At 56.3% G+C, this 23048-nt stretch carries 20 protein-coding genes; 7 read left to right on the top strand and 13 right to left on the bottom strand.

Going from position 1 to position 23048, the window contains the following annotated elements; translation table 11 throughout:
* Positions 1-35 precede the first annotated feature (35 nt).
* From ACP4CD_RS02750 to ACP4CD_RS02715, 8 genes are all read right to left on the bottom strand, one after another.
* Entirely contained in the window at positions 36-881 is an 846-nt protein-coding gene (locus ACP4CD_RS02750; RefSeq protein WP_426993376.1) for an HDOD domain-containing protein, read from the bottom strand.
* Positions 871-5937, bottom strand: a complete 5067-nt coding sequence (locus tag ACP4CD_RS02745) for an EAL domain-containing protein (RefSeq protein ID WP_426993375.1) — start codon at positions 5935-5937, stop codon at positions 871-873. Before ACP4CD_RS02745 ends, ACP4CD_RS02750 begins: the two co-directional genes overlap by 11 nt.
* A gap of 13 nt (positions 5938-5950) precedes the next feature.
* Positions 5951-6490 carry a YfiR family protein gene (locus ACP4CD_RS02740; RefSeq protein WP_139306230.1) on the bottom strand — a complete coding sequence of 180 codons (540 nt, stop codon included), beginning with the start codon at positions 6488-6490 and terminating at the stop codon, positions 5951-5953.
* A 74-nt stretch (positions 6491-6564) separates the two neighbouring features.
* The gene (locus tag ACP4CD_RS02735) at positions 6565-8550 is read right to left on the bottom strand and encodes a TonB-dependent receptor plug domain-containing protein (protein ID WP_426993373.1); all 1986 of its coding nucleotides are present in this window, start codon (positions 8548-8550) and stop codon (positions 6565-6567) included.
* 427 nt (positions 8551-8977) lie between these two features.
* The gene (locus ACP4CD_RS02730; protein ID WP_426993372.1) at positions 8978-9454 is read right to left on the bottom strand and encodes a hypothetical protein; all 477 of its coding nucleotides are present in this window, start codon (positions 9452-9454) and stop codon (positions 8978-8980) included.
* On the bottom strand, positions 9418-10017 hold the full coding sequence (locus ACP4CD_RS02725; protein ID WP_426993370.1) for a hypothetical protein: 600 nt from the start codon (positions 10015-10017) through the stop codon (positions 9418-9420). The genes ACP4CD_RS02730 and ACP4CD_RS02725 overlap by 37 nt, the downstream gene beginning before the upstream one ends.
* Positions 10018-10066: 49 nt before the next feature.
* The gene (locus ACP4CD_RS02720) at positions 10067-12868 is read right to left on the bottom strand and encodes a class I adenylate cyclase (RefSeq protein ID WP_426993369.1); all 2802 of its coding nucleotides are present in this window, start codon (positions 12866-12868) and stop codon (positions 10067-10069) included.
* A gap of 41 nt (positions 12869-12909) precedes the next feature.
* On the bottom strand, positions 12910-13509 hold the full coding sequence (locus ACP4CD_RS02715) for a histidine phosphatase family protein (RefSeq protein WP_426993368.1): 600 nt from the start codon (positions 13507-13509) through the stop codon (positions 12910-12912).
* A gap of 320 nt (positions 13510-13829) precedes the next feature.
* On the opposite strand from ACP4CD_RS02715, the gene ACP4CD_RS02710 reads away from it, so the two are divergent.
* The 7 genes from ACP4CD_RS02710 (at position 13830) to ACP4CD_RS02680 (ending at position 19093) form a co-directional block, all read left to right on the top strand.
* Positions 13830-14915 carry a hydrogenase small subunit gene (locus ACP4CD_RS02710; protein ID WP_269454754.1) on the top strand — a complete coding sequence of 362 codons (1086 nt, stop codon included), beginning with the start codon at positions 13830-13832 and terminating at the stop codon, positions 14913-14915.
* A gap of 2 nt (positions 14916-14917) precedes the next feature.
* Complete coding sequence (locus ACP4CD_RS02705; protein ID WP_064027838.1) at positions 14918-16714, top strand: nickel-dependent hydrogenase large subunit; 1797 nt, start codon at positions 14918-14920, stop codon at positions 16712-16714.
* 70 nt (positions 16715-16784) lie between these two features.
* Positions 16785-17000 carry a hypothetical protein gene (locus ACP4CD_RS02700; protein WP_426993366.1) on the top strand — a complete coding sequence of 72 codons (216 nt, stop codon included), beginning with the start codon at positions 16785-16787 and terminating at the stop codon, positions 16998-17000.
* Positions 16997-17692, top strand: coding sequence for a Ni/Fe-hydrogenase, b-type cytochrome subunit (gene cybH / locus ACP4CD_RS02695; RefSeq protein WP_426993364.1), 696 nt, complete (start codon positions 16997-16999; stop codon positions 17690-17692). Before ACP4CD_RS02700 ends, cybH begins: the two co-directional genes overlap by 4 nt.
* Positions 17693-17694: 2 nt before the next feature.
* Positions 17695-18387, top strand: a complete 693-nt coding sequence (locus ACP4CD_RS02690) for a HyaD/HybD family hydrogenase maturation endopeptidase (RefSeq protein WP_426993362.1) — start codon at positions 17695-17697, stop codon at positions 18385-18387.
* Positions 18378-18674 carry a HypC/HybG/HupF family hydrogenase formation chaperone gene (locus tag ACP4CD_RS02685; protein WP_071158060.1) on the top strand — a complete coding sequence of 99 codons (297 nt, stop codon included), beginning with the start codon at positions 18378-18380 and terminating at the stop codon, positions 18672-18674. Before ACP4CD_RS02690 ends, ACP4CD_RS02685 begins: the two co-directional genes overlap by 10 nt.
* On the top strand, positions 18671-19093 hold the full coding sequence (locus tag ACP4CD_RS02680; protein WP_071158058.1) for a hydrogenase: 423 nt from the start codon (positions 18671-18673) through the stop codon (positions 19091-19093). The genes ACP4CD_RS02685 and ACP4CD_RS02680 overlap by 4 nt, the downstream gene beginning before the upstream one ends.
* A 216-nt stretch (positions 19094-19309) precedes the next feature.
* Here the strand turns inward: ACP4CD_RS02680 and ACP4CD_RS02675 are convergent, their stop codons facing one another.
* The 5 genes from ACP4CD_RS02675 to ACP4CD_RS02655 form a co-directional block, all read right to left on the bottom strand.
* A complete protein-coding gene (locus ACP4CD_RS02675) occupies positions 19310-19519 on the bottom strand; it encodes an addiction module protein (protein ID WP_426993360.1) in 210 nt (69 codons plus the stop codon).
* A 155-nt stretch (positions 19520-19674) separates the two neighbouring features.
* On the bottom strand, positions 19675-20202 hold the full coding sequence (locus ACP4CD_RS02670; protein ID WP_426993358.1) for a hypothetical protein: 528 nt from the start codon (positions 20200-20202) through the stop codon (positions 19675-19677).
* 20 nt (positions 20203-20222) lie between these two features.
* Entirely contained in the window at positions 20223-21029 is an 807-nt protein-coding gene (locus tag ACP4CD_RS02665) for an ABC transporter permease (RefSeq protein ID WP_071158054.1), read from the bottom strand.
* A complete protein-coding gene (locus tag ACP4CD_RS02660; protein WP_426993356.1) occupies positions 21026-21769 on the bottom strand; it encodes an ABC transporter ATP-binding protein in 744 nt (247 codons plus the stop codon). The genes ACP4CD_RS02665 and ACP4CD_RS02660 overlap by 4 nt, the downstream gene beginning before the upstream one ends.
* Positions 21766-22731, bottom strand: coding sequence for a PQQ-dependent catabolism-associated beta-propeller protein (locus tag ACP4CD_RS02655; protein WP_426993354.1), 966 nt, complete (start codon positions 22729-22731; stop codon positions 21766-21768). The genes ACP4CD_RS02660 and ACP4CD_RS02655 overlap by 4 nt, the downstream gene beginning before the upstream one ends.
* Positions 22732-23048 lie beyond the last annotated feature (317 nt).

Below are 23048 nucleotides of genomic sequence, written 5' to 3'. Positions count from 1 at the left end.
CAATGCCGCCGCCATCCGGAACGCCTCGATGGCGGTTAATGAAACAAGGTTGCCGCCAGCTCCCGAACCGCCGGCGCCTGCTCGCCCAAGCGCCGATACACATCGGCCTGCCGTTCGGCACTAATACCGATCTCGCTCAAGCCGCTCAGCGGCGGCCATTCCTCGTCCTTGCCGGCCCGGCAAGCCATGCGGGCGGCGGCGTGTACCGTTTGGGCCGACTGCCAGTGACAGCCGCGATATTCGGGCTCGCCGTGTTGGGCGATAGTCGCGACCAATTCCGGAGCCAATCCCCAATGCTCGGCCAAATAGCCGCCTACTTCGCAATAATCGCAATCCAAGGCTTGCCGCAGCAATCGACTCAATGCGATTTCCGGATGGCGCCGCTTATATTCCAACACGGCTTGGGTTTGCTCGGGCATCGTATCGGCCAGGCATAAGATACCGATGTTGTGCAAAATCCCCGCTGTTCTGACGGTTTGCGCCAGCCGGCCGCCGAGCGGTTCTGCCAATTGCGCGGCCGCCTGGCCGGTCAACATGCCACTCACCCAATAGCGGCGCAGATCGAATTCCCGACATTTGCCGGGATAAAACGGCTTCATTACCGCCAAGCCGATACCGACCGCCCTGACCACATTCATGCCCAATTTCAGACAACAGCGCTCTATCGAGGTCACCGCTTCGCCGTGACCGTTGGCCCAAGCGGAGTTCGCCAAGGCCAGCAGACGGGCACAGATCGTCGGATGGTATGCCAATACCTTGGCCAGCGCCGGGTAGTCCAAATCGTCGTCGACCAAGGCCCTCAACAAATGATGAACATCATGCGGCAACACCAACACCCTTTCCAAGCCGCTCCGCCACAGCGGCGGCGCATCAGTGACCATCGCCGGGCACTCCAGAAGCCAACCGGTTTTCCGCCTGTTCCAGCCGAAAGTCCTTCTCGAACAACGCCGGCAAGTCGTTGGCCGGCAACGGCTGGCTGAAATAAAACCCCTGGATGATCTGGCAACCCAAACCGCTCATCACCATGGCTTGTTCGATGGTTTCGACCCCTTCCGCGACCATTTTGAACGCCATCGCGTTGGCCATGCCGATGATGGTGCCCAACAAAATTGGGGTTTGCGGATTGCTCAGTACATCCTGAACGAACACCCGATCGATCTTCAAACAATCGACCGGCATATGCTTGAGCGACGCCAGCGACGAGTAGCCGGTGCCGAAATCGTCGATGGCAATCTTGCAGTTCATCGCCTTCAATTGACGGAAAATCGCCATATCCGCTTCGGTTTGCATCACGCTTTCGGTGACTTCCAGCGTCAGCGCTTCGGCCGGCAAATCCGAGGCTTTCAACGCGGCATTCAGAATCTCCAGCAATTGCGGATCGCGAAACTGGCTGGCCGAGACGTTGACCGCGACGGTGAGCGGTGTCAAGCCCAGATCGTGCCAAGCCTTGAGCTGGCGGCACGCCGCGCCGATCACCCAACCACCGAGTTTATGAATCAAACCCAGCGTTTCCGATAGCCCGATAAATTCGGCCGGCCCGAGCAAGCCGCGGTGCGGATGTCGCCAGCGCAACAAGGCTTCGACCCCGATCATCCGGCCGGTCACCATACTAACCTGAGGTTGGTAATACAATTCAAACTCCTCGTTTTCCAGCGCTTCCCGCAGCATTTGTTCGTCTTGCAGGCGTTTGATCGCCAACCCGGTCATTTCCGGCCGGTAATAGGCGTAGCGCTGTTTACCTGCGCTTTTCGCGGAATACATCGCCGTGTCGGCGGCCTTCATCAAATCGTGCTCGTTGTCGCCGTCCTTGGGATAGATGGCTATACCGATACTGACGCGCGGATTTAAGTGATGGCTACCCAGGATCAGCGGCAAATTGATTTCCTCTAGGCAGCGTTCGGCAATCTCCATCGCTTGAAACTCGTCGGTAATATGGTTGGCGATCACGCAAAATTCGTCGCCCCCAAGGCGAGCGACAAAATCCTCATCGCGCATCACCCGCTGGATACGCTGCGCGATCGCCGTCAAAAACTGGTCGCCGACGTTGTGACCGAAGCTGTCGTTAACGTATTTGAATTCGTCCAAATCCAGAAACAGAAACGCAAACTGTTGTTGGCTGCGCTGGGCGGCCTTGATGGTTTGCTGGATACGTTTTTGATAATGCACGCGGCTCGCCAAACCGGTCAAGGCGTCGAAATAAGCCAATTGGTGAATCAGTTGCTCGGAAGCCTTCTGCTTACTGATGTCCTGCACGGTGCCTGTAACGTAGGCATTCGGTCCGCCCTCGACCAACGCGGTATGCTGGCGCACCGTGATCGGCTCTTCCAAATCGACGCGTAAGCGGTATTCGATGTCGTCGACCACTTCGCCAACCGCCGCCGCATCGATCAGCGCCCTCACCGTCGGCCGTTTATCGGTCTCGATCAAATCGATGTAGCGATCGAGATTGCCCTGAAAATAGTCGGGCTCCAATCGGCACAACTCGGCGAGATAAGAGGAGGTCCCGAACCGCCGCAGCCTGGGTTCCCAAGTCCAGTAACCCAAGCCGGCGACGCGTTGCGCGGCGGACAGTTGCTGTTTGTTATGCCTCAGCTCGGCTGTCGTCCGGCTGGCTCGCAACAAAAATTTGATGTGATGTATCAGCACCACGTGATTGATCGGTTTAACGATGAAATCGGCGGCGCCGGCTCTGAACGCACGATTGATCGATTCGATGTCGTCCAAGCCGGTGGACATAATGATCGGGACGCCGGCCATCGCCGGCACGGCATGCATGGCCAGACAAGTTCCGAAACCGTCGATGCCCGGCATGATGGCATCCAGTATCACCAAATCGGGCGTTTCCCGGTCCAACCATGCCAAAGCCGCCTCGCCGCTATCGGCCTCGGCCACTCGATAGCCGGCGGTCCGCAGTTTGGCGCCGGTCACCATCCGAAAACCCGGATCGTCGTCCACCAACAAGATGCGAGCGACCTCGCCGTCCGTCGCTACGTCGGCAAAATCCGACTCCGACGACCGAGCTTCGCCGACCGATTCCGCTCCCAGCGCCAGCCTTAAACTGTCTATCGCCGCAGTCCAACACTCGGTAACCGTCCCCGCCAACGCCAGCAGATCGGCGGCATCCGACTGTCGGGCCGCGCGCTCCAACGCGGCGCAAGCGGCCACCAGCTCGGCCGCGCCGATGTTGGCGCTCGCCGACTTCAAGCTGTGCGCGGTATCCGCGAGTGCATCGAAATCCCGAGCCTCGGCAATCGGCGTAAGCCGTTCGGCCAATTTGGGCGTGGTGTCCAAATAAACTCGCGCTACTTTGCTCGATAAATCGTTACCGTCGGGGTCGGTCAAGCCTTGCAGCGCGCTCAAATCGATAACCGCCGGCGAATTTACCGACCTAGTCGCGGCGGCGGTCTCTGGCGGCATCCGCGCCTCGCCAAGCCAAGCGGCCAGCGCGGCGCGCAATTGATCGCGGCGGAACGGTTTGCTGAGGTAGGCGTCCATGCCGGCGGCCTGACATTGTTCGGGCACGCCTTTTTGGACGTCGGCGGTTAACGCTACGATCGGCGTACGTGCGCGTCCCGCCGTGCTTTCTTCGGCGCGAATCGCGACAGCCGCCGCAAAACCGTCCATCACCGGCATATGGCAATCCATCAAAATCAGGTCGTAACGTTTGTCGCGCGCGGCCGTGACCGCCGCCGCGCCGTCGGCGACGACATCGGCAGCGCAGCCCATGCCCACCAAGAAACTTTTGACGACTTCCTGATTGACCGGATTATCTTCCGCCACCAGCACCGTGCCGGACAGTTTTTCGGCCTCCGCTGCGGCAGACGGCATGGCCGCGACAGGTTTGTTGGCCAGAATTTCCAACAGACACTGGTGCAACTTACGTTGAAATACCGGCTTGTTCAAATAAAAGCTGATGCCGTAATCCTGAAGTTTGTCGGCTTGCAACGATATGCTTTCCGAGCTGAGCATCACCAACGCGGGTTTGACAATTCGAGTGTCGTTTTGAATCGTTTTCGCCAAACTTAAACCATCCATGATCGGCAAATGCCAATCCAGCAACACAATCCGGAAAGCCTGATGGGGATTGGCCGAGACATCGGTCAACAGCTTCAAGGCTCTGGGTCCGCTATCGACGGTCGTGACGTTGGCGCCCCACAGCGTCAATTGGTCCAACAAAATCTCCCGATTGGTCGGATTGTCGTCGACCACCAAAATGTTGACGCCGGACAGTTCATGGCTTTCGGCGCGATCGATGCCGGACTGTATCCCCAAACCCAAGCGCAACGAAAAATAAAATCGGGACCCGCGCTCGACCCGGCTGTCCACGGCCAACTTGCCGCCCATTAATTCCACCAGTTGCTTGGATATCGTCAAGCCCAAACCCGTACCGCCGTAACGACGGGTGATGCTGCCGTCGGATTGGGTGAAGCTGTCGAAGATTTTGGCCTGGCGGTCGTCCGGGATACCGATCCCGGTATCGACAACCTCGAACAACAATTCGATCGTATCGGTTCCGGCGACCTCCGCCAGCGTCGAGACTTTCAGTTGCACCTCGCCGCGCTCGGTAAATTTGATCGCATTGCCCAGCAAGTTGATCAGGACTTGGCGCAAGCGCTCGGCATCGGCCTGAATCACGTAGTTAAAATCGTGCGGAATGTTCAGGATCAACTCGATGCCCTTGCGATGCGCCGGTTCGGCCAACAATTCCAGGGTATCTTCCAACAAGCGCCGCAAATCGAACTCCTGAACGATCAATTGCATCTTACCGGCTTCGATTTTGGAAAAATCCAATATGTTATTGATGATACCGAGTAGCGAGTTGGCCGAACGGTAAGCGGTTTCCGCGAATCGGACTTGCCTGGCGTCCAGTCCGGAAGACTGCAACAGTTCCATCATCCCCAACACGCCGTTCATCGGCGTGCGGATCTCGTGACTCATCGTCGCCAGAAATTGCGACTTGGCTAGACTCGCCTGCTCCGCCAGTTCCTTGGCGGCGACGGTTTCAACCACGGTTCGTTCCAGTTCCTCGTTTTTTTCGGCGAGCTGGGCGGTGCGCTCGGCGACCTGACGTTCCAATTCATTCCGGTGCCGTTCCAGACGCTGGTCGCGTACCTGAATTTCGCTCAGCATCGCGTTGTACACCTCGGCTAAATCGCCGAATTCATCGGTACTGGTTTTTTCTATGCGATGGTAAAAGGCTTTTTCGCTGCCCACCGATTTCATCGCTTGCATCAAATTCAATAACGGCGCCAAGAAAATATGTTGCAGCTTGGACGTCAGCATGGCGATCCACAACATCGTGAACACCACGATCAGCCCAATAATCAAATAAAAACTTTTCAATATGGCGTAAAACCCGCTCTGATCGTCCACCAGATGCAATACGCCTATCATGTCGCCGTCCAAATAAATTGGCCTGACAAAATGCAGATTATTCTCCGCGTCGTATTCGACGACATATTTTCCGCCAACATCGGCGACACTAAAATAATGAAACAGACTGTCGTACCACTCGGAAAAAAGCGTCATCAACATTTTGAACGGATGAACGGATTTATCGGCGGGTCCGGCTTCTCGCAAAACCGCGTAAGCCTGGTCGAAATTCCAATGGCTGGCTGGATTTTTCTCGGAGTGATAATCGGCAAATAATTTTCCGCTTCGATTATATAACTCGGCATTTAGAATACTGTCGCGGGTTTTCAAGCTCTTGAGCATTTCGTTGGCGGTCACGGGATCGTCGAACACCAAGGACGCGGAAATATTCGAAGCGACAATATTGGCGATTAATACCAATTGCTGTTCCGTCTCAATTTTTCTGGCGAAATATTCGTTAATTACGATGACCGATGTCGCTAAAAATAAGGTCATCATAGCGATCGCCGTCAAGATCGACACTAATTTCAGTTTGATCGGCGCATTGTTAAACCATTTGAACATGCTGTCGCCCTGTTTAATTTTCGCCGACTATCTTCGCCAAGCGCAGCAGATTGGAGCTGATCGCCAGTCCGGCGGCCTTGACGGCGTGATTATTGACGTACAATTGTATTTTACCGTCGACGTTCAGCATCGCCACCATTCCGCCGGCATTGACGAAATCCAGGCTTTCTCCAATCGTCAGAATCCGCCTGTTTTGAATATCCAAAAATACTTGAGAAAGTAGACTGTTGGAAATCTCGCTAATAAACAAAATATGACACTGGTTTAGATTCCTCAATTTCTCGGAGTTTAACGTCTTAATCGCTTTATTGCCGACCGCTTTACCGTTTATGGAATCGAAAGATTGCAATAACACATTATCGCCAACCAGGCAGACTTTCAATTGATTGTCGGAATCCGTGAAGGCCTGATCGGGCCATTGCGTAAAACGAGCGAAATTCAATGTCAATGCCGCCAACACCGCATATTGTTCGAACGCAACCGGCTCCCCGGACGCGATACGCAGATAGCCCAGCATCACGGCGATTGCACAAGTTCTAGTGATATTCGACATATCGCGCTTAAAATCGGCGTCCAAAAATCGGTTTAAAATATTCAAACGCGGGGATATTGGCCACGTGACGCATTTTAAAAACTCCAACTGATTTTGCCGTACATACCGCGATCGATCAGCGTCGGGACCACCAAATTCTCCTGTACATATTCCAAATGACTGCTCGTTAACAAGTTTTGTCCGACCAGCGAGACTTCCAATCCGGCCGCCGGCCGCCAAGCCAACCGGGCGTCCATGGTCACGTAGTCGCGAATATAGCGGTCGCCGCCGGACGTCGCGGAGGCATTGGTATCGACGTAGCGAAACCAGACATCGAAGTCCAGCTCCGGGATAACGTTGATTGCGCTACGCAGATTGACCCGCTGTTGCGGGCTCACACCGATCACCGCCGTTGCCGCCGACGGCAATTCGGTTTTCAACACACTGTAATTGGCGTCCCAGCGCCACCAATCCAACATTTGCCAGACCATCGCCAGCTCGACGCCGTAAGTCTTGGCTTTTATATTGTTGCTGAACAGCAAGGGTTGGACTACGACGCCGCGCAACGGATCGAAATAAGGCGTGCCTTGCACGGCATCGCGTAAATGGGCGTAGTCGTTATAAAACGCCGTCACATCCACCGACAACGACTTAATCATCGTCGTTCGGTAGCCAATCTCGTAGGCGAGTACATCCTCGCTAAGCTGATTTCGGTTACCTTGCAGCGTCAAGTCCACCGGCACGAAGAAAGGTGCGGTCGGCGGTGCCACGGTAGTCGTCAAGCGCATATTCGCTTCGCCCCGAGAGGGCGTACGCACCGCTCGCGACATGGCCGCCCAAAACCGATGATTCAAGTCGGGCGCCCACATCAGGCGCGCGGTCGGCTGACCTTCGAAGCCGGTGAAATCATTGTGCTCGAATTTGCAACCCAGCGTAAACCATAGGGTTTGATCGATCAGCTCCATCTCGTCCTGGACGAAAGCGCTATAGAGTTGATTTTTTCGGTGGGCCGGCGACATATTGAAAATTACGCTGGAACCGAGCCTGTCGGCGGTGAGTTGATAACCCAAGCCCCAAATCAATTCATGCTTGTCGAAGACGTTGAGGCGGTGCTCGAAATCCAAATCCAGCGTATCGCGGCCTTCGGACATCCAACTTTCGTTACGCCGGTAGTAATCGTAAAACAACTGCAACGACAGATCGGACTGGGTGGAGAACGTGTGCTGCCAGCGGCCCAAGACGTTACCGCCGTAGGCTTCGGCCTTGTCGCGCCCCAGGTCGCCATAGGGAGGAACGACACTGGGCACCAGCAGGGTTTGATTCAGATGGCTGTGATAGAGATCGCCCTGCAATTTAAAATCGTCGGCCAGCGTCAGGCGGGAATCGATACGAAACCCGCCCTGGACTCGGTCCCAATCGTCGCCGGCGCCATTGCCGCGCGCATCGGTGTTTTGGTCGCGCTTGAAGCCCTTGACGAAGACTCGACCGGTGGTGTTCTCGCCCAACGCCGCGCCGTAACGAAACGCACCGAAACCCTGCTCCTCGGTACCGCCGCCCGCCGCAACCAAACCGCCCTGGGTTTTAGAACTGTGCTTGGTGATGACGTTGATCACGCCGTTGACCGCGTTCGCCCCCCACAGAGTCGCGCCGGGTCCGCGTATCACTTCGATACGCTCGACATCCTCCATCATCACATCCTGATTTTCCCAGTAGGTACCGGAAAACAGCCGGCTGTAGGTGTTGCGGCCGTCGATCAATACCAACAGCTTATTGGCAAAGCGGGCGTTAAAGCCGCGCGCGCTGACCGCCCATTTGTTCGCATCGATCCGCGCCACGTCCAGACCCGGCGCCATCCGCAAAGCCTCCGGTATGCTGGTGGCGCCGGACCGTTTAATGTCTTCGTTGCTGATCACGAAAATCGCGGCGGCGGCATCGTTCAGCGCTTGAGCTTTTTTCGACACCGATGTCACTTCGACATTGAGCAGATCCTCGACATTCAATTCCAGCGCATCTTTACCTTCTGTTGCGGCTTCAACCGCCAGCCCCCCTGCCAACAGAAAACCGGCGATTATTTTTCTCATAGCCATTACTTTACCAGCGAGATTGACAAATGCTTGGTCCGTCCACGTCCGCAAAAACTTAGAAAATCCCTAACAACATAGCAAGCATAGTGAAAAAAATGCGAATTAGTTAGCGCTTACAGGCCGGTTTGAGACTGGATGCCTTGATCCGCAGCGATGCGGTGTGCGTCGGTTGGGGGTACCTTGTTGCGGATCAATTCAAACGATGTACAGCGGCGCGTTGGAGAACAGTACGAGAAAGAATGCGGCCTCATCGACGGCCGCTCGGTCGGAAAACGGGAGACCCAGGAAAACCTCTTAGACCAACCTTTTGTCCGTTGGCGAGAAGTTCTGTTATGTCGATAAGCCGGTTGGAAGCCTCTTCAAGCGGTTGTTTTACCCGAATCGGCGTGAATCGCTCCCGACGGCGGCCGGGAGCGACAGCCCGTCAAACTAGGAAATTCAATTGTTGCACGCTACCCGCTTGGCCCTGCTCGGTTAAATAGAAACCGCTGCTGGCAACTTCGGCGCGCGACTGATTGTTGTCGTCCTTCAGTTGGAACGGCGTGGTCAGATGCCCCAGGTAAATCGCCCCGACATTCTTCGCCCCCAAGGCCAGCAATTGCTGACTGCCGTCGGCGTTGCGCTGCCAGATTCTGAGCTTTTGATAGATAGCATCGGCGGCATCGATAAACTGGTTACCGTCCTGATCGTAATTAGCCAATTCGGCGAAGCCGTTGCCGGTCAACGCGCCGAACAATTCGGAACCGTCGTTGACGCTGCCGTCGTTGTTTTTGTCAAGCGCCAACAATCCGCTGCCGGATTTAAGCCCGGCAATCTGATCCGGCGTGCCATCGGCGTCGATATCGAATTGGAACGACGTGTTGCTCAGCTCAGCGGCCGTGCCGTCGAAGTTAATGACCAAGGGGTCTTTTTTTGCGCGTCGCCGACCTGTATCGTGTTGCTGACTTCCGCGTAAAAGCTCCGACTCATGTTTAGGGACAGCGAAAAACTCAGGGATCGGCCATCCTGGGTGTTAATCGTACCCTCGGCACTGAACGAAGTGGTTTCGCTTTCGAAATAACTCAGCGTCTGTTGATAAGTCAGACCGCCGTTATCCGCTTGCGCGGCCGGCGCGGGTTGTTGATCTTGGTAGGTCGGCTGGTCGGTACCGGCGGTCAATTGGTCGGGACTAAAGGTTTTCAGATCGCGGCCGGTGATTTCCTTGACCATGCGCCGGATGATTTGCATCATCAAACTGTCTTTCGACTCGACCGGTGTCTCGGTATCCAGCGCCTTGGTCGCGCTAGCCTGTTTGGCTTGTTTAGCTTGACCGGCTCGGCTGAGACTTAAGCGATCGTCGGCCGGCCAGCGCGCTTCGTCCGAGCGTCGGTCCGGATGGCGGATGTTCAACACTTCCCGGCGATTGCTGACTTGCTGCTGCTGATGCCGGCCTTGCATTTTGATGGCGGAGTTGTCAATGATCATAAAGCCCCCTACTTCAAAAATGGTGTGATCCAGTTATCGGCGGGCCGGCCTATATGTTTAATTTATCCTCGATTTTTTGTTTGAAGTTCAGAAAGTGCACGGTTTGCAATCGATCCGGCGTTTCGGCGCCCATTGCTTGACAGGGCACCTCGATCTCGGTGATGTGGAAGGGATAATTCTCGCTGGCCTTCCTGTAGCCGAGTATGTGCTGACGAACCGCGCCATAGCCGCTCGGATCGTCGAGCGGAAACCAGCGCTCGTTGCAATACACGCCCAACCGGCTAGGCGTCTCGCCGGCGATGCGCACGCTCAGTTCCATCGCGCTGGCTTTTAATTTGGGCTGGGCCGGATGGCACGAAATCACGCCGGCCGAGTTACGGTATATCTCGTAGTATTTCAGGAGTGGGACCTGGGGTAAGCGATCCTGGGCAATCAAGGTCGAGAAAAATACCGAATAATGAGCCAGTACGTGCTCCGCGCCGGCGTTGGCATGCTGACGCAAATACAGCGCCCCGTGCTCGTCGACGATATAAACGCCAACATGCTTGCTGGTGACGTGGTAGAACAATTGGACCGTATCCGGCTGATTATATTGATAGAGGAACGGGATATAGGTCTGCTCAAGTACGTAATCGTCGAAAAACACCGGCGCGTAGCCGCCATGCGGCTTGGCCAACTCTTGTAACAGCTGCGGCTGAGTGTCCAGCAAGTAATAACTCAAACGCTCGCCGCTCATAGCAAACATCGCGTACCCACCCCCGGCCGCCGTGACGTAACGCTGGTAGGGCGCGACCGGCCGATCGGCGATGGCCGTCAGTCTGGCGAAAAGCGCTTCGAGGCGGCCGACGATACTGCGGCCGCGCACCGGGGTATAGCACAATACCTGCAGTTGATCGGCCGCCGGCGGTTTGACGCCGTCGTTGAATAACTCGGTCAAGCAGCTGAAGACGCCCTCCAAGCCGCTGTAACGGTGTAAGGTTGCCTCGCCCCACACGCTGATCGACAAGCGTTGCATCCCCAGCACGAAACACAAACGGTTGTCGCCGTAACTGAGCGGATCGGCGCGTTCGCTCATCACCAGCTGTTTGGCATGGCCGCTATCGACCGGCAACTTTTCCCGCCAATTGACCAGCAGCAAGGTGGCTTGCACGCGGTTCGGGCGGTTATAGATCGCCAGATCAGCTTCCCGGCTCAACAAGTGACGGGTCAGAAACTGGTTTAACTCATTGAGCAACTGTTGAGCTTCGCCGCCGGCTTGCGCACTACCGCTCTCCAATACGTGCAGGTTGATGCTCTTTTTATACAGCCCGTTGATCACGGCCCAGCACAGCAATTCAAGCAGACTGTCGCCCTGTTTGATCGCCCGACCCAGCGCTAATTGCTTGGCGGACGGCCGTTCGGTAAACAAATACCAGACGGGTGCGTCGGAACCCGCCGTGACTTCCGCCGCAACCAGCAAATCCGGTTTGTTCTGCACCGCCTGGCGGGTGGACAGCACTTCGATCTTGTCGGGACGCAAATCCAACTCGACTTTCAACTTACGGCCGACCAATTTCAAATCTTGATTTTCGCGCTGCGCCTGATCCAAGGGCATACCGACGAATTGCAGAATCATTTTTAGGCATTGCTGCAACTGCTGACGGATCACCGCGTGCTCGGCGCCGGCCTTGGCGATATCCCAAAAACGCACGGTCGCCAAGTTGTCCAGCAAATCGTCGGGCCACTGCCATTGCTCGGCCACCTCCCGCAAGAAGTCCTGCTGCATCTGGCGCGCTCGGTTTTCGATCGGCGCAGCGCCGGTGCCGACGATTTTGAGGTAAAAACATTCGCGGGCCAATTCCAGGCGCCGTCCGCCGTCGATGCCGCGCAGATAGGCGTCGACCTTGCTATAGATCATCAGATAGGGATCGAGGCTATCGACGCTAAACTCGCCTTGATAAATCGCGCGCTTCATAGCCAGACACAACCACTGCGGCGTCGGAAATTCGCTGGCGTAACTTTCCATCAAAAACAGTTTCAACAGCGATTTGTGCGGGGAAGTCAGGGACTTGAAGATATGCCACAGCGTCGCGCTGGCGAACTCCGCGACCGGCACTTGATGCATGCCGCCGAAATCGATCACCTCAGGCTCGGAGACGAAACGGTTTTCGAGCAAATGCTTTACATATTGCGGATATTGATGATCCTGTTCCGGCGGCACCAGCCACCACAGCGGAATTCGGCCGGCAATATAAATAGATGTACGATAGAACTCTTCCAGCAGCAGATAGTGTTGAGTTTCCCCGCTGCTTTCCTTCGAAATCGGGGTATTTTCGCCGCGCGCGAATTGGCCGGCGTCCATCAGAAAAAAGTGGGTTTCCAGCTTTAGCGAAGCTGCCCACTTTTCGATGTCGCGGGCCTTTTGTTCCAATTCGGCCAGTTGGTCGGCCGCCAAACCCGGCGCGTGGCACAACCAGATATCGATGTCGCTGTCCCTGGAAAAGGCCATGCTGCCGACGCTGCCCATCAGATAGATCGCATCGATCGGATGTTGGCGCAAGGCCTTGCGCTTGAACGCAAAGCCCTTGCTGAACTGCTTCGCCGCATCCAATGTTTGCTTGGACGGCGCGTAGTCGGGAATCCCGGCCGGCGTATCCAGCGCGATGAAACCGGGCAACAAGGGGTGATTTTGATGAAACAACAACGGCAACAATTTCAAAAACTCTTGTTGCCGCGGCTGCAGCAAACTCTGCACCCGTTGCAAGCGCTGCTGATTGAAATGCTTGAAACGTTGGACGACGGCTTGCAAATCCTTGCGGCTGATGTCTTCGCCGGGAGCGCCCAATTGAATAGCGGGAAGTCGATTGATCACGGATGCCGAACTCGCTGAGTTTGCCGTCTAGTATAGAGTCTTCAGGCCAGATGCGCTTCCAGTCTAACGAATTCGCCGCCGCCGTCCCGGTAACAAGTAAAACGGGTCAATCCGGCGTGCGGTACCGAAATCGCGAAGCCGCGCTCCACCGGCAAACCCAGCAAAACGCTGAACAAGCAGCGAATCACGCCGGCATGGCAAACCGCCAACACCCGCTGACCGGCGTGGTCGTCGATCACGCGCCGCCATCCCGCACCGACCCGCACCGCGAAATCGGCATAGGCTTCGCCGCCGGGTGGCGGGCAGGCGTGCGGGCGTTCGCAAAATGCCGCCCAGCGCGCGGGGTCGGACTCTTGAATTTCGGTGGCGGACCGTCCCTCCCATGCGCCGAAATCGATCTCCCGCCACTCCTGCAAAGTATGAAACGGCAAGGCTCGACGGGCGGCATAGACTTCGCCGAACCCCCGACACCGTAGTAACGGCGAACTGACCACGCTTTCCCAATCGCCGCTAGCGCAGCGCGCTTCCATGGCTTGCCAACCAAGCGCGGTCAATTCGTCGTCGCGACTACCCCGGTAGACCGCGCCGCCGCAAGCCTCGCCGTGCCGGAGTAAATCGACGGTGGTGATCTCGACGGTCAACGCTCGCTTCCTCGCAAAAATTCGAGATTCTACCCTAAGCGGTCAACCTTAACTTCGCCAGCCAGCTTGTCGTATACACATCATTAAGCGCTGTCGATTGTCGATTTTGTCGTAATCTCGACAAGCTCATCGGTATTTCCCACGGGAACTTCAAGGTAATCTCGCCAAAAATCGACCGGCATGGATGTTGCGTAAGCTCTGCGGGCTTCAACCGGCCGGCCGCAGCGCCGCCGGAAAAAACAATAACCGCGAATTCGAGCCGGGACGGCCGAATCCGCCGATCCGCGCGCGGATCGCGTATGGCAACGCCAGGAGTGTCCATGATCGAAACCTTTTACGATGTGATGCGCCGGCAGGGCATCACCCGCCGCAGCTTCTTGAAGTTTTGCAGCCTGACCGCCGCCTCGCTGGGTTTGAGTCCGGCGTTCGCGCCGAAAATCGCCCACGCGATGGAAACCAAACCGCGGATTCCGGTGTTGTGGCTGCACGGTCTGGAATGCACCTGTTGTTCGGAATCCTTCATCCGTTCCGGCCACCCGCTGGCGAAAGACGTGATCCTGTCCATGCTATCGCTGGACTATGACGACACCATCATGGCGGCCGCCGGTCATAACGCCGAAGCCATCATTGATGAAATCGTCGAAAAATACAAAGGCAACTACATCCTGGCCGTCGAAGGCAATCCGCCGCTGGCCGAGGACGGCATGTATTGCATCATCGGCGGCAAACCGTTTGTTGAGCAACTCAAATACGCCGCCGAGAGTTGCAAGGCCATTATTTCCTGGGGCTCCTGCGCTTCGTGGGGTTGCGTGCAGGCCGCCAAACCCAATCCGACCCGCGCCACGCCGGTGCATAAAGTACCGGGTCTGGCCAACAAACCGATTATCAAAGTGCCCGGCTGCCCGCCGATCGCCGAAGTGATGACCGCCGTGGTGGCCTATCTGTTGACTTTCGACAAACTGCCGACGCTGGATAAACAAGGCCGGCCGCAAATGTTTTATAGCCAGCGCATCCACGACAAATGCTACCGCCGGCCGCATTTCGACGCCGGCCAGTTCGTCGAGCAATGGGACGACGAAGCCGCCCGCCAAGGCCATTGTCTGTACAAAATGGGCTGCAAGGGGCCGACTACTTACAACGCCTGCTCGACCGTAAAATGGAACGAAGGTACCTCATTCCCGATCCAGTCCGGCCACGGCTGTATCGGCTGCTCGGAAGACGGTTTCTGGGATAAAGGCAGTTTCTACGACCGCCTGACCGGCATCAACCAGTTCGGCATCGAAGCCAATGCCGATGTGGTCGGCGGCACCGCCGCCGGGATCGTCACCGCCGGCGTCGCCGCTCATGCCGGTCTGACTGCCTTGAACCGCGCCAAACAAGCCGATAAACAACCCGGAGCCGAATAATCATGACCGTCACTGCTACCCCCAACGGTTTTCATTTGAACGACGCCGGCCGCCGCGTGGTGGTCGATCCGGTCACGCGGATCGAAGGCCACATGCGCTGCGAAGTCAATATCGACGAGGAAAACATTATTCGCAACGCGGTGTCCAGCGGCACCATGTGGCGCGGCCTGGAAGTGATTTTAAAAGGCCGCGATCCGCGCGACGCCTGGGCCTTCGTGCAACGCATCTGCGGCGTCTGCACCGGCACCCACGCCTTGACCTCGGTGCGCGCGGTCGAGGACGCGTTGAAAATCAAGATTCCGGAAAACGCCAACTCAATCCGCAACATCATGCAACTGAGTTTGCAGGCGCACGACCACTTGGTGCATTTCTATCATTTGCACGCGCTGGATTGGGTCAACCCGGTCAACGCGCTGAAAGCCGATCCGGTCGCGACGTCCGCGTTGCAACAACAAATTTCGCCGAGCAATCCCAAGTCCTCGCCCGGCTATTTCCGTGACACCCAAAACCGTCTGAAAAAATTCGTCGAATCCGGCCAGCTCGGTCCGTTCAAAAACGGTTACTGGAGCAATCCGGCCTATTTGCTGCCGCCGGAAGCCGATTTGCTGGCGGTCACCCACTATCTGGAAGCGCTGGATTTTCAAAAAGACATCATGAAAATCCGCACGATATTCGGCGGAAAGGACCCGCATCCGAACTGGCTGGTCGGCGGCGTACCGTGCGCGATCAACATCGACGGCGTCGGCGCGGTCGGCGCGGTCAACATGGAACGTTTGAACCTGATTTCGTCGATCATCGACAGAACCATCACCTTCATCGACCAAATCTACATCCCGGATTTACTGGCAATCGCCCAGTTTTACAAAGGCTGGTTGTACGGCGGCGGCATTTCCGGCCAAAGCCTGCTGTCCTACGGCGATATCCCGGATAAAGCCAACGACTATTCGGCGGCCAATCTGCTGATGCCGCGCGGCGCGATCATCAACGGCGATCTGAGCAAGGTCCACGAAGTCGATCTGACCGACCCGAAACAGATTCAGGAGTTCGTACCACACTCCTGGTACAAATACCCGGACGAAGCCGCCGGCCTGCACCCCTGGGACGGCATCACCGATCCCAATTACAAGCTCGGCTCGAATACCAAGGGCGATCGCACCCATATTAAAGAATTGGACGAATCGGCCAAATACTCGTGGATCAAAGCGCCGCGCTGGCGCGGCCACGCGATGGAAGTCGGCCCGTTGGCCCGCTATGTGATCGGCTACGCCCAGGGCAATAAGGAAATCACCGAACAAATCAATTTCGTATTGAAAACGCTGGACGTGCCGGTCAGCGCGTTGTTCTCGACGCTGGGCCGCACCGCCGCGCGCGGTCTGGAAGCCCAGTGGGCGGCCGGCAAGATGCGTTACTTCATGGACAAACTGATCGCCAACGTCAAGGCCGGCGATTTGGCGACCGCCAACGTCGAGCGCTGGGATCCGGACACCTGGCCAAGCAGCGTCAAAGGCGTGGGTTTCACCGAAGCCCCGCGCGGCGCGCTGGGCCATTGGCTGAAAATCGAAGACACCAAGATCGCCAACTACCAATGCGTGGTGCCAACCACTTGGAACGGTTCGCCGCGCGACGAGCACGGCAATATCGGCGCCTTCGAGGCTTCGCTGATGAACACCAAGGTCGAGCGCCCGGAAGAGCCGGTCGAGATCTTGCGGACGCTGCACAGCTTCGATCCTTGCTTGGCTTGTTCGACTCATGTGATGAGTCCGGATGGACAGGAACTAACCCAAGTGAAGGTGCGTTGATTAAACAATGTAGGGCGGATCAACGCAGCGTCATCCGCCGTCATCAAATGCCGCAGTTCAGGAGAACACAATGAACAAATTTTTGGCCTCCGCCGCCTTATTATTGACTTTCAGCCAGGCCGAAGCTCACAGCCATCCCGGCATCGACAGCCTGAGCCATAGCCTGGAACACTTAATTCTGTCCTATCGACACTGGCTGCCCTATTTGGCGGCCGCTGGCTCGTTGAGCTTGGTCGCGATCGCGGCCGTCAAACGCTGGACCAACAGCCGCCGGAGCTCGAAATGAGCGCGCCGTCGGCTCCGGTTTACGTCTACGAATTACCGGTTCGCCTGTGGCATTCGGTGAATGCCTTGGCCATCGTGGTGTTGGTGATTAGCGGATATCTAATCGCCTCGCCGTTGACATCGCCGGCCGGCGAAGCCTCCGAGCATTTTTTGATGGGTTATATCCGCTTCGCGCATTTCGCCGCCGGCTACGTGCTGGCGATAGGCATTGCCGGCCGGGCTTACTGGGCCTATGCCGGTAACGAGCATGCTCGGCAAATCTTTCTGCCGCCGCTGCTGAAAGCGCATTTTTGGGACGGCGTGTGGTGTGAAATCCGCTGGTATTGCTTTCTGGAAAAGCAGCCGCGCCATTATGTTGGTCACAATCCGCTGGCTATCCTGGCGATGCATTTTGCTTTCGTTTGGGGCTCCTTGTTCATGATCGTCACCGGATTCGCGTTGTACGGCGAAGGCGAAGGTCAAGGCAGTTGGCAATACGCGCTGTTCAGCAGTTGGCTGCTGCCCTTGTTCGGCGACAGTCAGACCGTGCATACCTGGCATCATTTGGTGATGTGGCTCATCGTTTGTTTCGTGGTCATTCACGTCTACGTGGCGGTACGCGAGGAAAAATTGTCCGGCCAAAGCATGCTTTCGACGATAGTCACCGGCTGGCGCGTTTTCAAGGACGACAAACCCATCGACGACGCCCATTGAACATGACCGCTACGCCGCGAATTCTGTTGCTGGGCATCGGCAACCTACTGTGGGCCGACGAAGGTTTCGGCGTTCGCGTCGTCGAACATCTGCGGAAGTACTACCAATTTCCCGAGCAGGTCACGGTGCTGGACGGCGGCACCCAGGGCGTGTATTTGGTGGACTACGTGCAAAACGCCGACGTGCTGGTGATGTTCGACGCGGTCGACTACGGCCTGCCGCCGGCCACCTTGAAAATTGTCGAAGATGCGGACGTCCCCAACTTTCTCGGCGCCAAGAAAATGAGCCTACACCAGACCGGCTTTCAAGAAGTATTGGCCATGGCCCAGATGTTGGGCGACTATCCGGAACGTCTGTTGCTGATCGGCGTGCAGCCGGAAGAGCTGGAGGACTACGGCGGCAGTTTGCGGCCGAGTGTGAAGGCGCGAATCCAGCCGGCGATCGAGGTTGCCCTTGCCTACCTGGCCGAGTTCGGCGTGGTCGCCGATCGCGCCGACGCGCCCAAGGACTTGACCGATCCCATTCTGGACATCCAGCGCTACGAACAAGAGCGCCCGTCGCCCGAACAAGCCTACCGACTCGGCGACGAACGTATCGTGTTGTCGAATGCCTTCGAAGTGCGGCCGCCGCAAGCGTCCGAGCAACCGAGTTTACAAGTCGATGTCGACTATCGGGGGAAATACGGATGTGTATAGGCATTCCGATGCAGATCGTCGAATCGCGCGGCGAGACGGCGATCTGCGCTTATCGCGGTCAGCATAGTCAAATCGATATGATGCTGGTCGGCGAACAAGCGGCCGGCACTTGGTTGCTGGTATTTCTGGACACCGCCCGCGAAGTGCTCACGCCCGAACGCGCCGCGCAAATCAACGACGCGCTGGAAGCGATGCGACTGGCGATGGCCGGTCAAACCGATTTCGACCATTTGTTCGCGGACCTGGTCGACCGCGAACCCGAACTGCCGGAGTTTTTACGAACATGAGTACGCCCTTGCTGGAACAGCTGCAAACCCGCCACGGCCTGCCGCTGTTGGATGCGGAGAGTTACGACTTATTCGTGCACGGTCATGACACAGTTGTGTTGTTCTTTGCCAACGATCCGCAGATGTTTCCGGAAAGTCATGACGTGGCAGTGATTTTGCCGGAACTGTTAAAAGCCTTTGCCGATCGTTTGCACGGTGCGCTGATCGACAAATCCATCGAGCGCGAATTGCAAGCCAGATTTCGGTTTACCAGTTGGCCTTCCCTGGTATTTTTGCGCGGTGGCGAATATTTGGGCGTCATTACCGGGATTAAGGATTGGGCGGAATACGGGCAGGAATTTTCCAGGATTTTGACAAGTGAAGCGGGGCAACCGCCGCAGTTTGATCTTGGGACGGTTTGCGGTGCCGGACACGCTTAGTTCTCGATAGCGCCGGGGTTGGAAATCGTATCCTTTGTTTGAACAGGATATCCGGAATTTAAAGTGAAATCCCAGCCTGGATCAAGGCGACCAACTTGAGGATTTGCAAGCCATCGTGATACGCCTGATGCGTCGTTGCAAACCGGAATGTGCTCGGTGATGATTGTCCGAATCAAAATAACCAAAATTGAGGCACGGACCTCGCGGACGGGATCGTTAGCTTGCCGGTAAACCGGCTCCTATCCAACTCTCGTGCCTGTTACCGATCACTAGTCCCGGCCACTTTCCTAACCACCATCCCTTTACCTCCGGTGAAGCCGTCAGGGCCTCCGGAACCGCCGCGATACTGTCCCAAATCAGTTCCACGAGTTGCATTCGTTCCTGCGCCGGTAATTCGAGAATATCGGAAATGCAAATATAGCTCATACGAAACTGCACCTTGGTCTGGAACTCGCGACTATTAGAATACAGTTAAGGAACCTATGATTAATTCAGATTTTCAAGATAAATTTACGCATAAGCAATTGATTTAATTCTATATTAAATCTTAGGATACGAATTAATCAGAGGTTCCTTAAGTTTCATATATCACTAATACCGATGGAATTTGATTTACTGCATTCCTTAATCATTTCACCATCTTGGACTGCATATCCACACTCGAAGACGGTAAGTTCATATTCGTAGCAGGTCCCTTTATTCCCAGACCAAACCAATTCGGACGGATAAGACTTTTCTATCAAACGGGCGCCACAGTGGGGGCAAAGAAAGTCACTCAGTGACTTTCGTGCCTGCTGCACTTTCTCAGAGAGATTTGCCGCCTCTGCACGGACCTGATTCAGTTCCATTTCCTTTGCCTTGACTTGTTCCTGGCTAGCAGATTTATCGTGCTGAAGCCGCTCTAATTCCTGTTCTAAAAGCTTAATCCGATTGGCAAGATTTTGTGCCAATACATCAGGCGACTGAGACCTCGCGTCTACAAGTTGATCCTTGAGAGAATTAATCTGTTCTTTAAGATTTTGGATCGTTGCATCTTTTTGTTCAACCAAAACCCTATACAAAACAAATAACGCAATTACGTAAGTAATAATTGAACCAATCTGCGTCATGAATATAGTTTCTATTGTTATCAATCCCCGCCACCCTTCCTAACCATCATCCCCTTGCTAGGGTTGTAGCCCAAAATCGCCGCGCCGATGAACAACAAAAAAGCGGCGGCGGTGAAGACCAGCGCCAGTTGGTTGAACTGCTCGTACAGCGCGAAGCGGATCAGTTCGACGGCTTGCGAGAACGGGTTGTACTCGGCCAGGGTCGCCAGTAACGGACTGGATTCCTTGATCTTCCACAATGGATACAACGCGGTGGACATGAAGAACAGCGGGAAAATCACGAAATTCATCACCCCGGCGAAGTTTTCCAATTGCTTGATGAACGACGACAGCAGCAAGCCCAACGCGCCCAGCATCATGCCGGCCAACACCAGCGCCGGCAGTATCCACAAATAGCCCGGCAGCGGCGCCTGGATGTCGTACAGCCAGGCGATGCCGAGGAAGGCGTAGCATTGCAACACGCCGACCGCGGTACCGGCGATCAATTTGCTGCACAGTAAAAACCAGCGCGGCAGCGGGCAGACCATCAACATGCGCATGCTGCCCATTTCCCGGTCGTAAACCATCGACAACGAGCTTTGCATGCCGTTGAACAGCAAGATCATGCCCAGCAGGCCGGGGGTGATGTAGACCTCGTACAAAATATAGGTTTCGTAAGGCGGGCTGATCGCGATGCCCAGCGCGGCGCGGAAGCCGGCGGCGAATACGAACAACCACACCAAGGGTCGTACCAGCGCCGAGACGAAACGCTCGCGCTGATGCAGAAAACGCAGCAGTTCGCGGCCGACGATGCCGGCGGTGGCCCGCCAGTAATGCACTATTCTCATGCCGTCCCTCCTTTATCGGATTGGGTAAGCTTCTGAAACACCTGACCGGGATCGGCCCAGCCGGTGTTTTTCAATATCTCGGCAAGCCTGCCATTGGCCTTGATCTGGCCTTTGTGCAAGACCACCAAGCTGTCGTCGGCATCGATTTCGTCGATCAAGTGCGTCGCCCACAACACCGCCAGATTTTGCTGTTTGACCAAGTCGTGCACATGTTTGACGATGGCCTGCCGGCTGGGCACGTCCAGGCCGACGGTCGGTTCGTCCAGCAACAGCAAGCTGGGTTTGTGCAACAAGGCGCGGGCAATCTCGACCCGGCGCTTGTGGCCGCCGTTCAGTTGCCTAACCTTTTCGCCGCGCCGTTCATACATAGCCAAACGCTCCAGCTCTTCCTGGATCCGTTTGTCGGCCTGTTTTTTACCGATGCCGTGCAGCGCGGCGTGATAGCGCAGGTTTTGGGTCACCGACAAATCCGGGTCCAGCGTAGTCTGTTGAAACACCACGCCCAATTTGGCCAGCGCTTGCAGGCTTTGCTGCTTGACGTCGAAACCGCACAGCGCGATACGCCCTTCCCTGGCATCGTAAAGCCGGGTGATCAACGCGAACAGCGTACTTTTGCCGGCGCCGTTGGGTCCGAGCAAAATCGTGCATTCGCCCGGCTCAACCTGAAACGCCACGTTATCCAGCGCCTTCTTGGCGCCGTAGGCAAAGCTCAGGCCTTCGATGTGCAGCGCGGCGGTCATGGTTTAACCGCCACGCCCCAGGGATAACGCCCCACCGCGATCGACTTGGTCACCTTATGGTTCTCCAAATCAATGATCGAGATGTCGTTACTGACGCCGTTGGTGGTGTACAAACGCTTTTGATCCGGCGAAAAGGCTAGATTCCAGACCCGCTGGCCGACCAGCAGATACTTCTCCACTTTGTAATTTTGGGCGTCGATCACAGCGACCCGGTTGGCTGGGCCCATCGCCACATAGCCGTAGCGGCGCTGCTTGTCGATGGCGATACCGACCGGTTGCACCAAATCGCTACTCAAGCCCGGCACCTCCAATTTAATGTTCTGGGCAATCTGCTTGGTCGCGGTATCGATGATGGTCAGCGTGCCGGCCATTTCCGAGGTCGCCCACAGTTGCTGGCTGTCGTCGGTGAACGTTACCGCGCGAGGCCTGGCATCCACCAAGGTGTTGTCCTGGATTTGCCGGTTGGCGGTATCGATCCAGTGCAGCATGTTGGTGGTTTCCGAGGCGCTGATCGTCCATTGGTTGTTCGGACTGACCGCGATACCCTCCGGCTCGACGCCGACCTTGATCTTGGCCACCGCCTTCTTGCCGGCGATGTCGATGACGGTGACTTCGGCGTCGTCCTCGTTGGACACATACATCAGCTTATCGTCCGGACTCAGCGCGAAGGTTTCCGGGTCTTCGCCGGACGGCAATTTGCCGATTTCCTTCAAGGTAGTGCTGTCCAGCATCCGGATCGTGTTGTCGTCGCTGGTAGCGACGAACAAGGTCTTGGCGTCGTGGCTGATCGCGATACCGCGCGGCCGTTGGCCGACCTTGACGGTTTTCAACAACTTGCCTTCGGCCGGATCGACAACGGCGATGGCATTGTCCTTTTCCAGCGTGACGAACACGGTTTCCGCCTGGACGTTGGCGACGAACAGCGCGGCAAATGCCGCGCCGGCGAATTTAATCGATGGCATCGGTAATTCCTTGAAATCAGCTTGAAGAATCTGGCGGCGGTATCGGGCATCGGGCGCGCAACGTCGAACCAACGCCGGCCAGCCACCTCGCGGCTGGGAAGTTTAACCCGAAGCCGTCGGGATTACATCCCGAGAACAACAAAGCGCCTTGGCATGTAAGCGAGTCAACGGTGGACAACTTGATGACGCGACCCACGGCTGTTCCGGCTTAGCGATTTCGGTTGACCGGGCGGCGGGCACAAAAAACCGGCGAGCCGACGACGCTAGCAAGTACAATATTCGCAAGCCGCCGCTCGCCGCCGCTTTATCCTAACCGA

The sequence above is a fragment of the Methylomonas stagni genome, from assembly GCF_050154735.1.
Lineage (GTDB): Bacteria > Pseudomonadota > Gammaproteobacteria > Methylococcales > Methylomonadaceae > Methylomonas > Methylomonas koyamae_A.
This window is presented reverse-complemented; position numbering and strand designations above follow the sequence as displayed.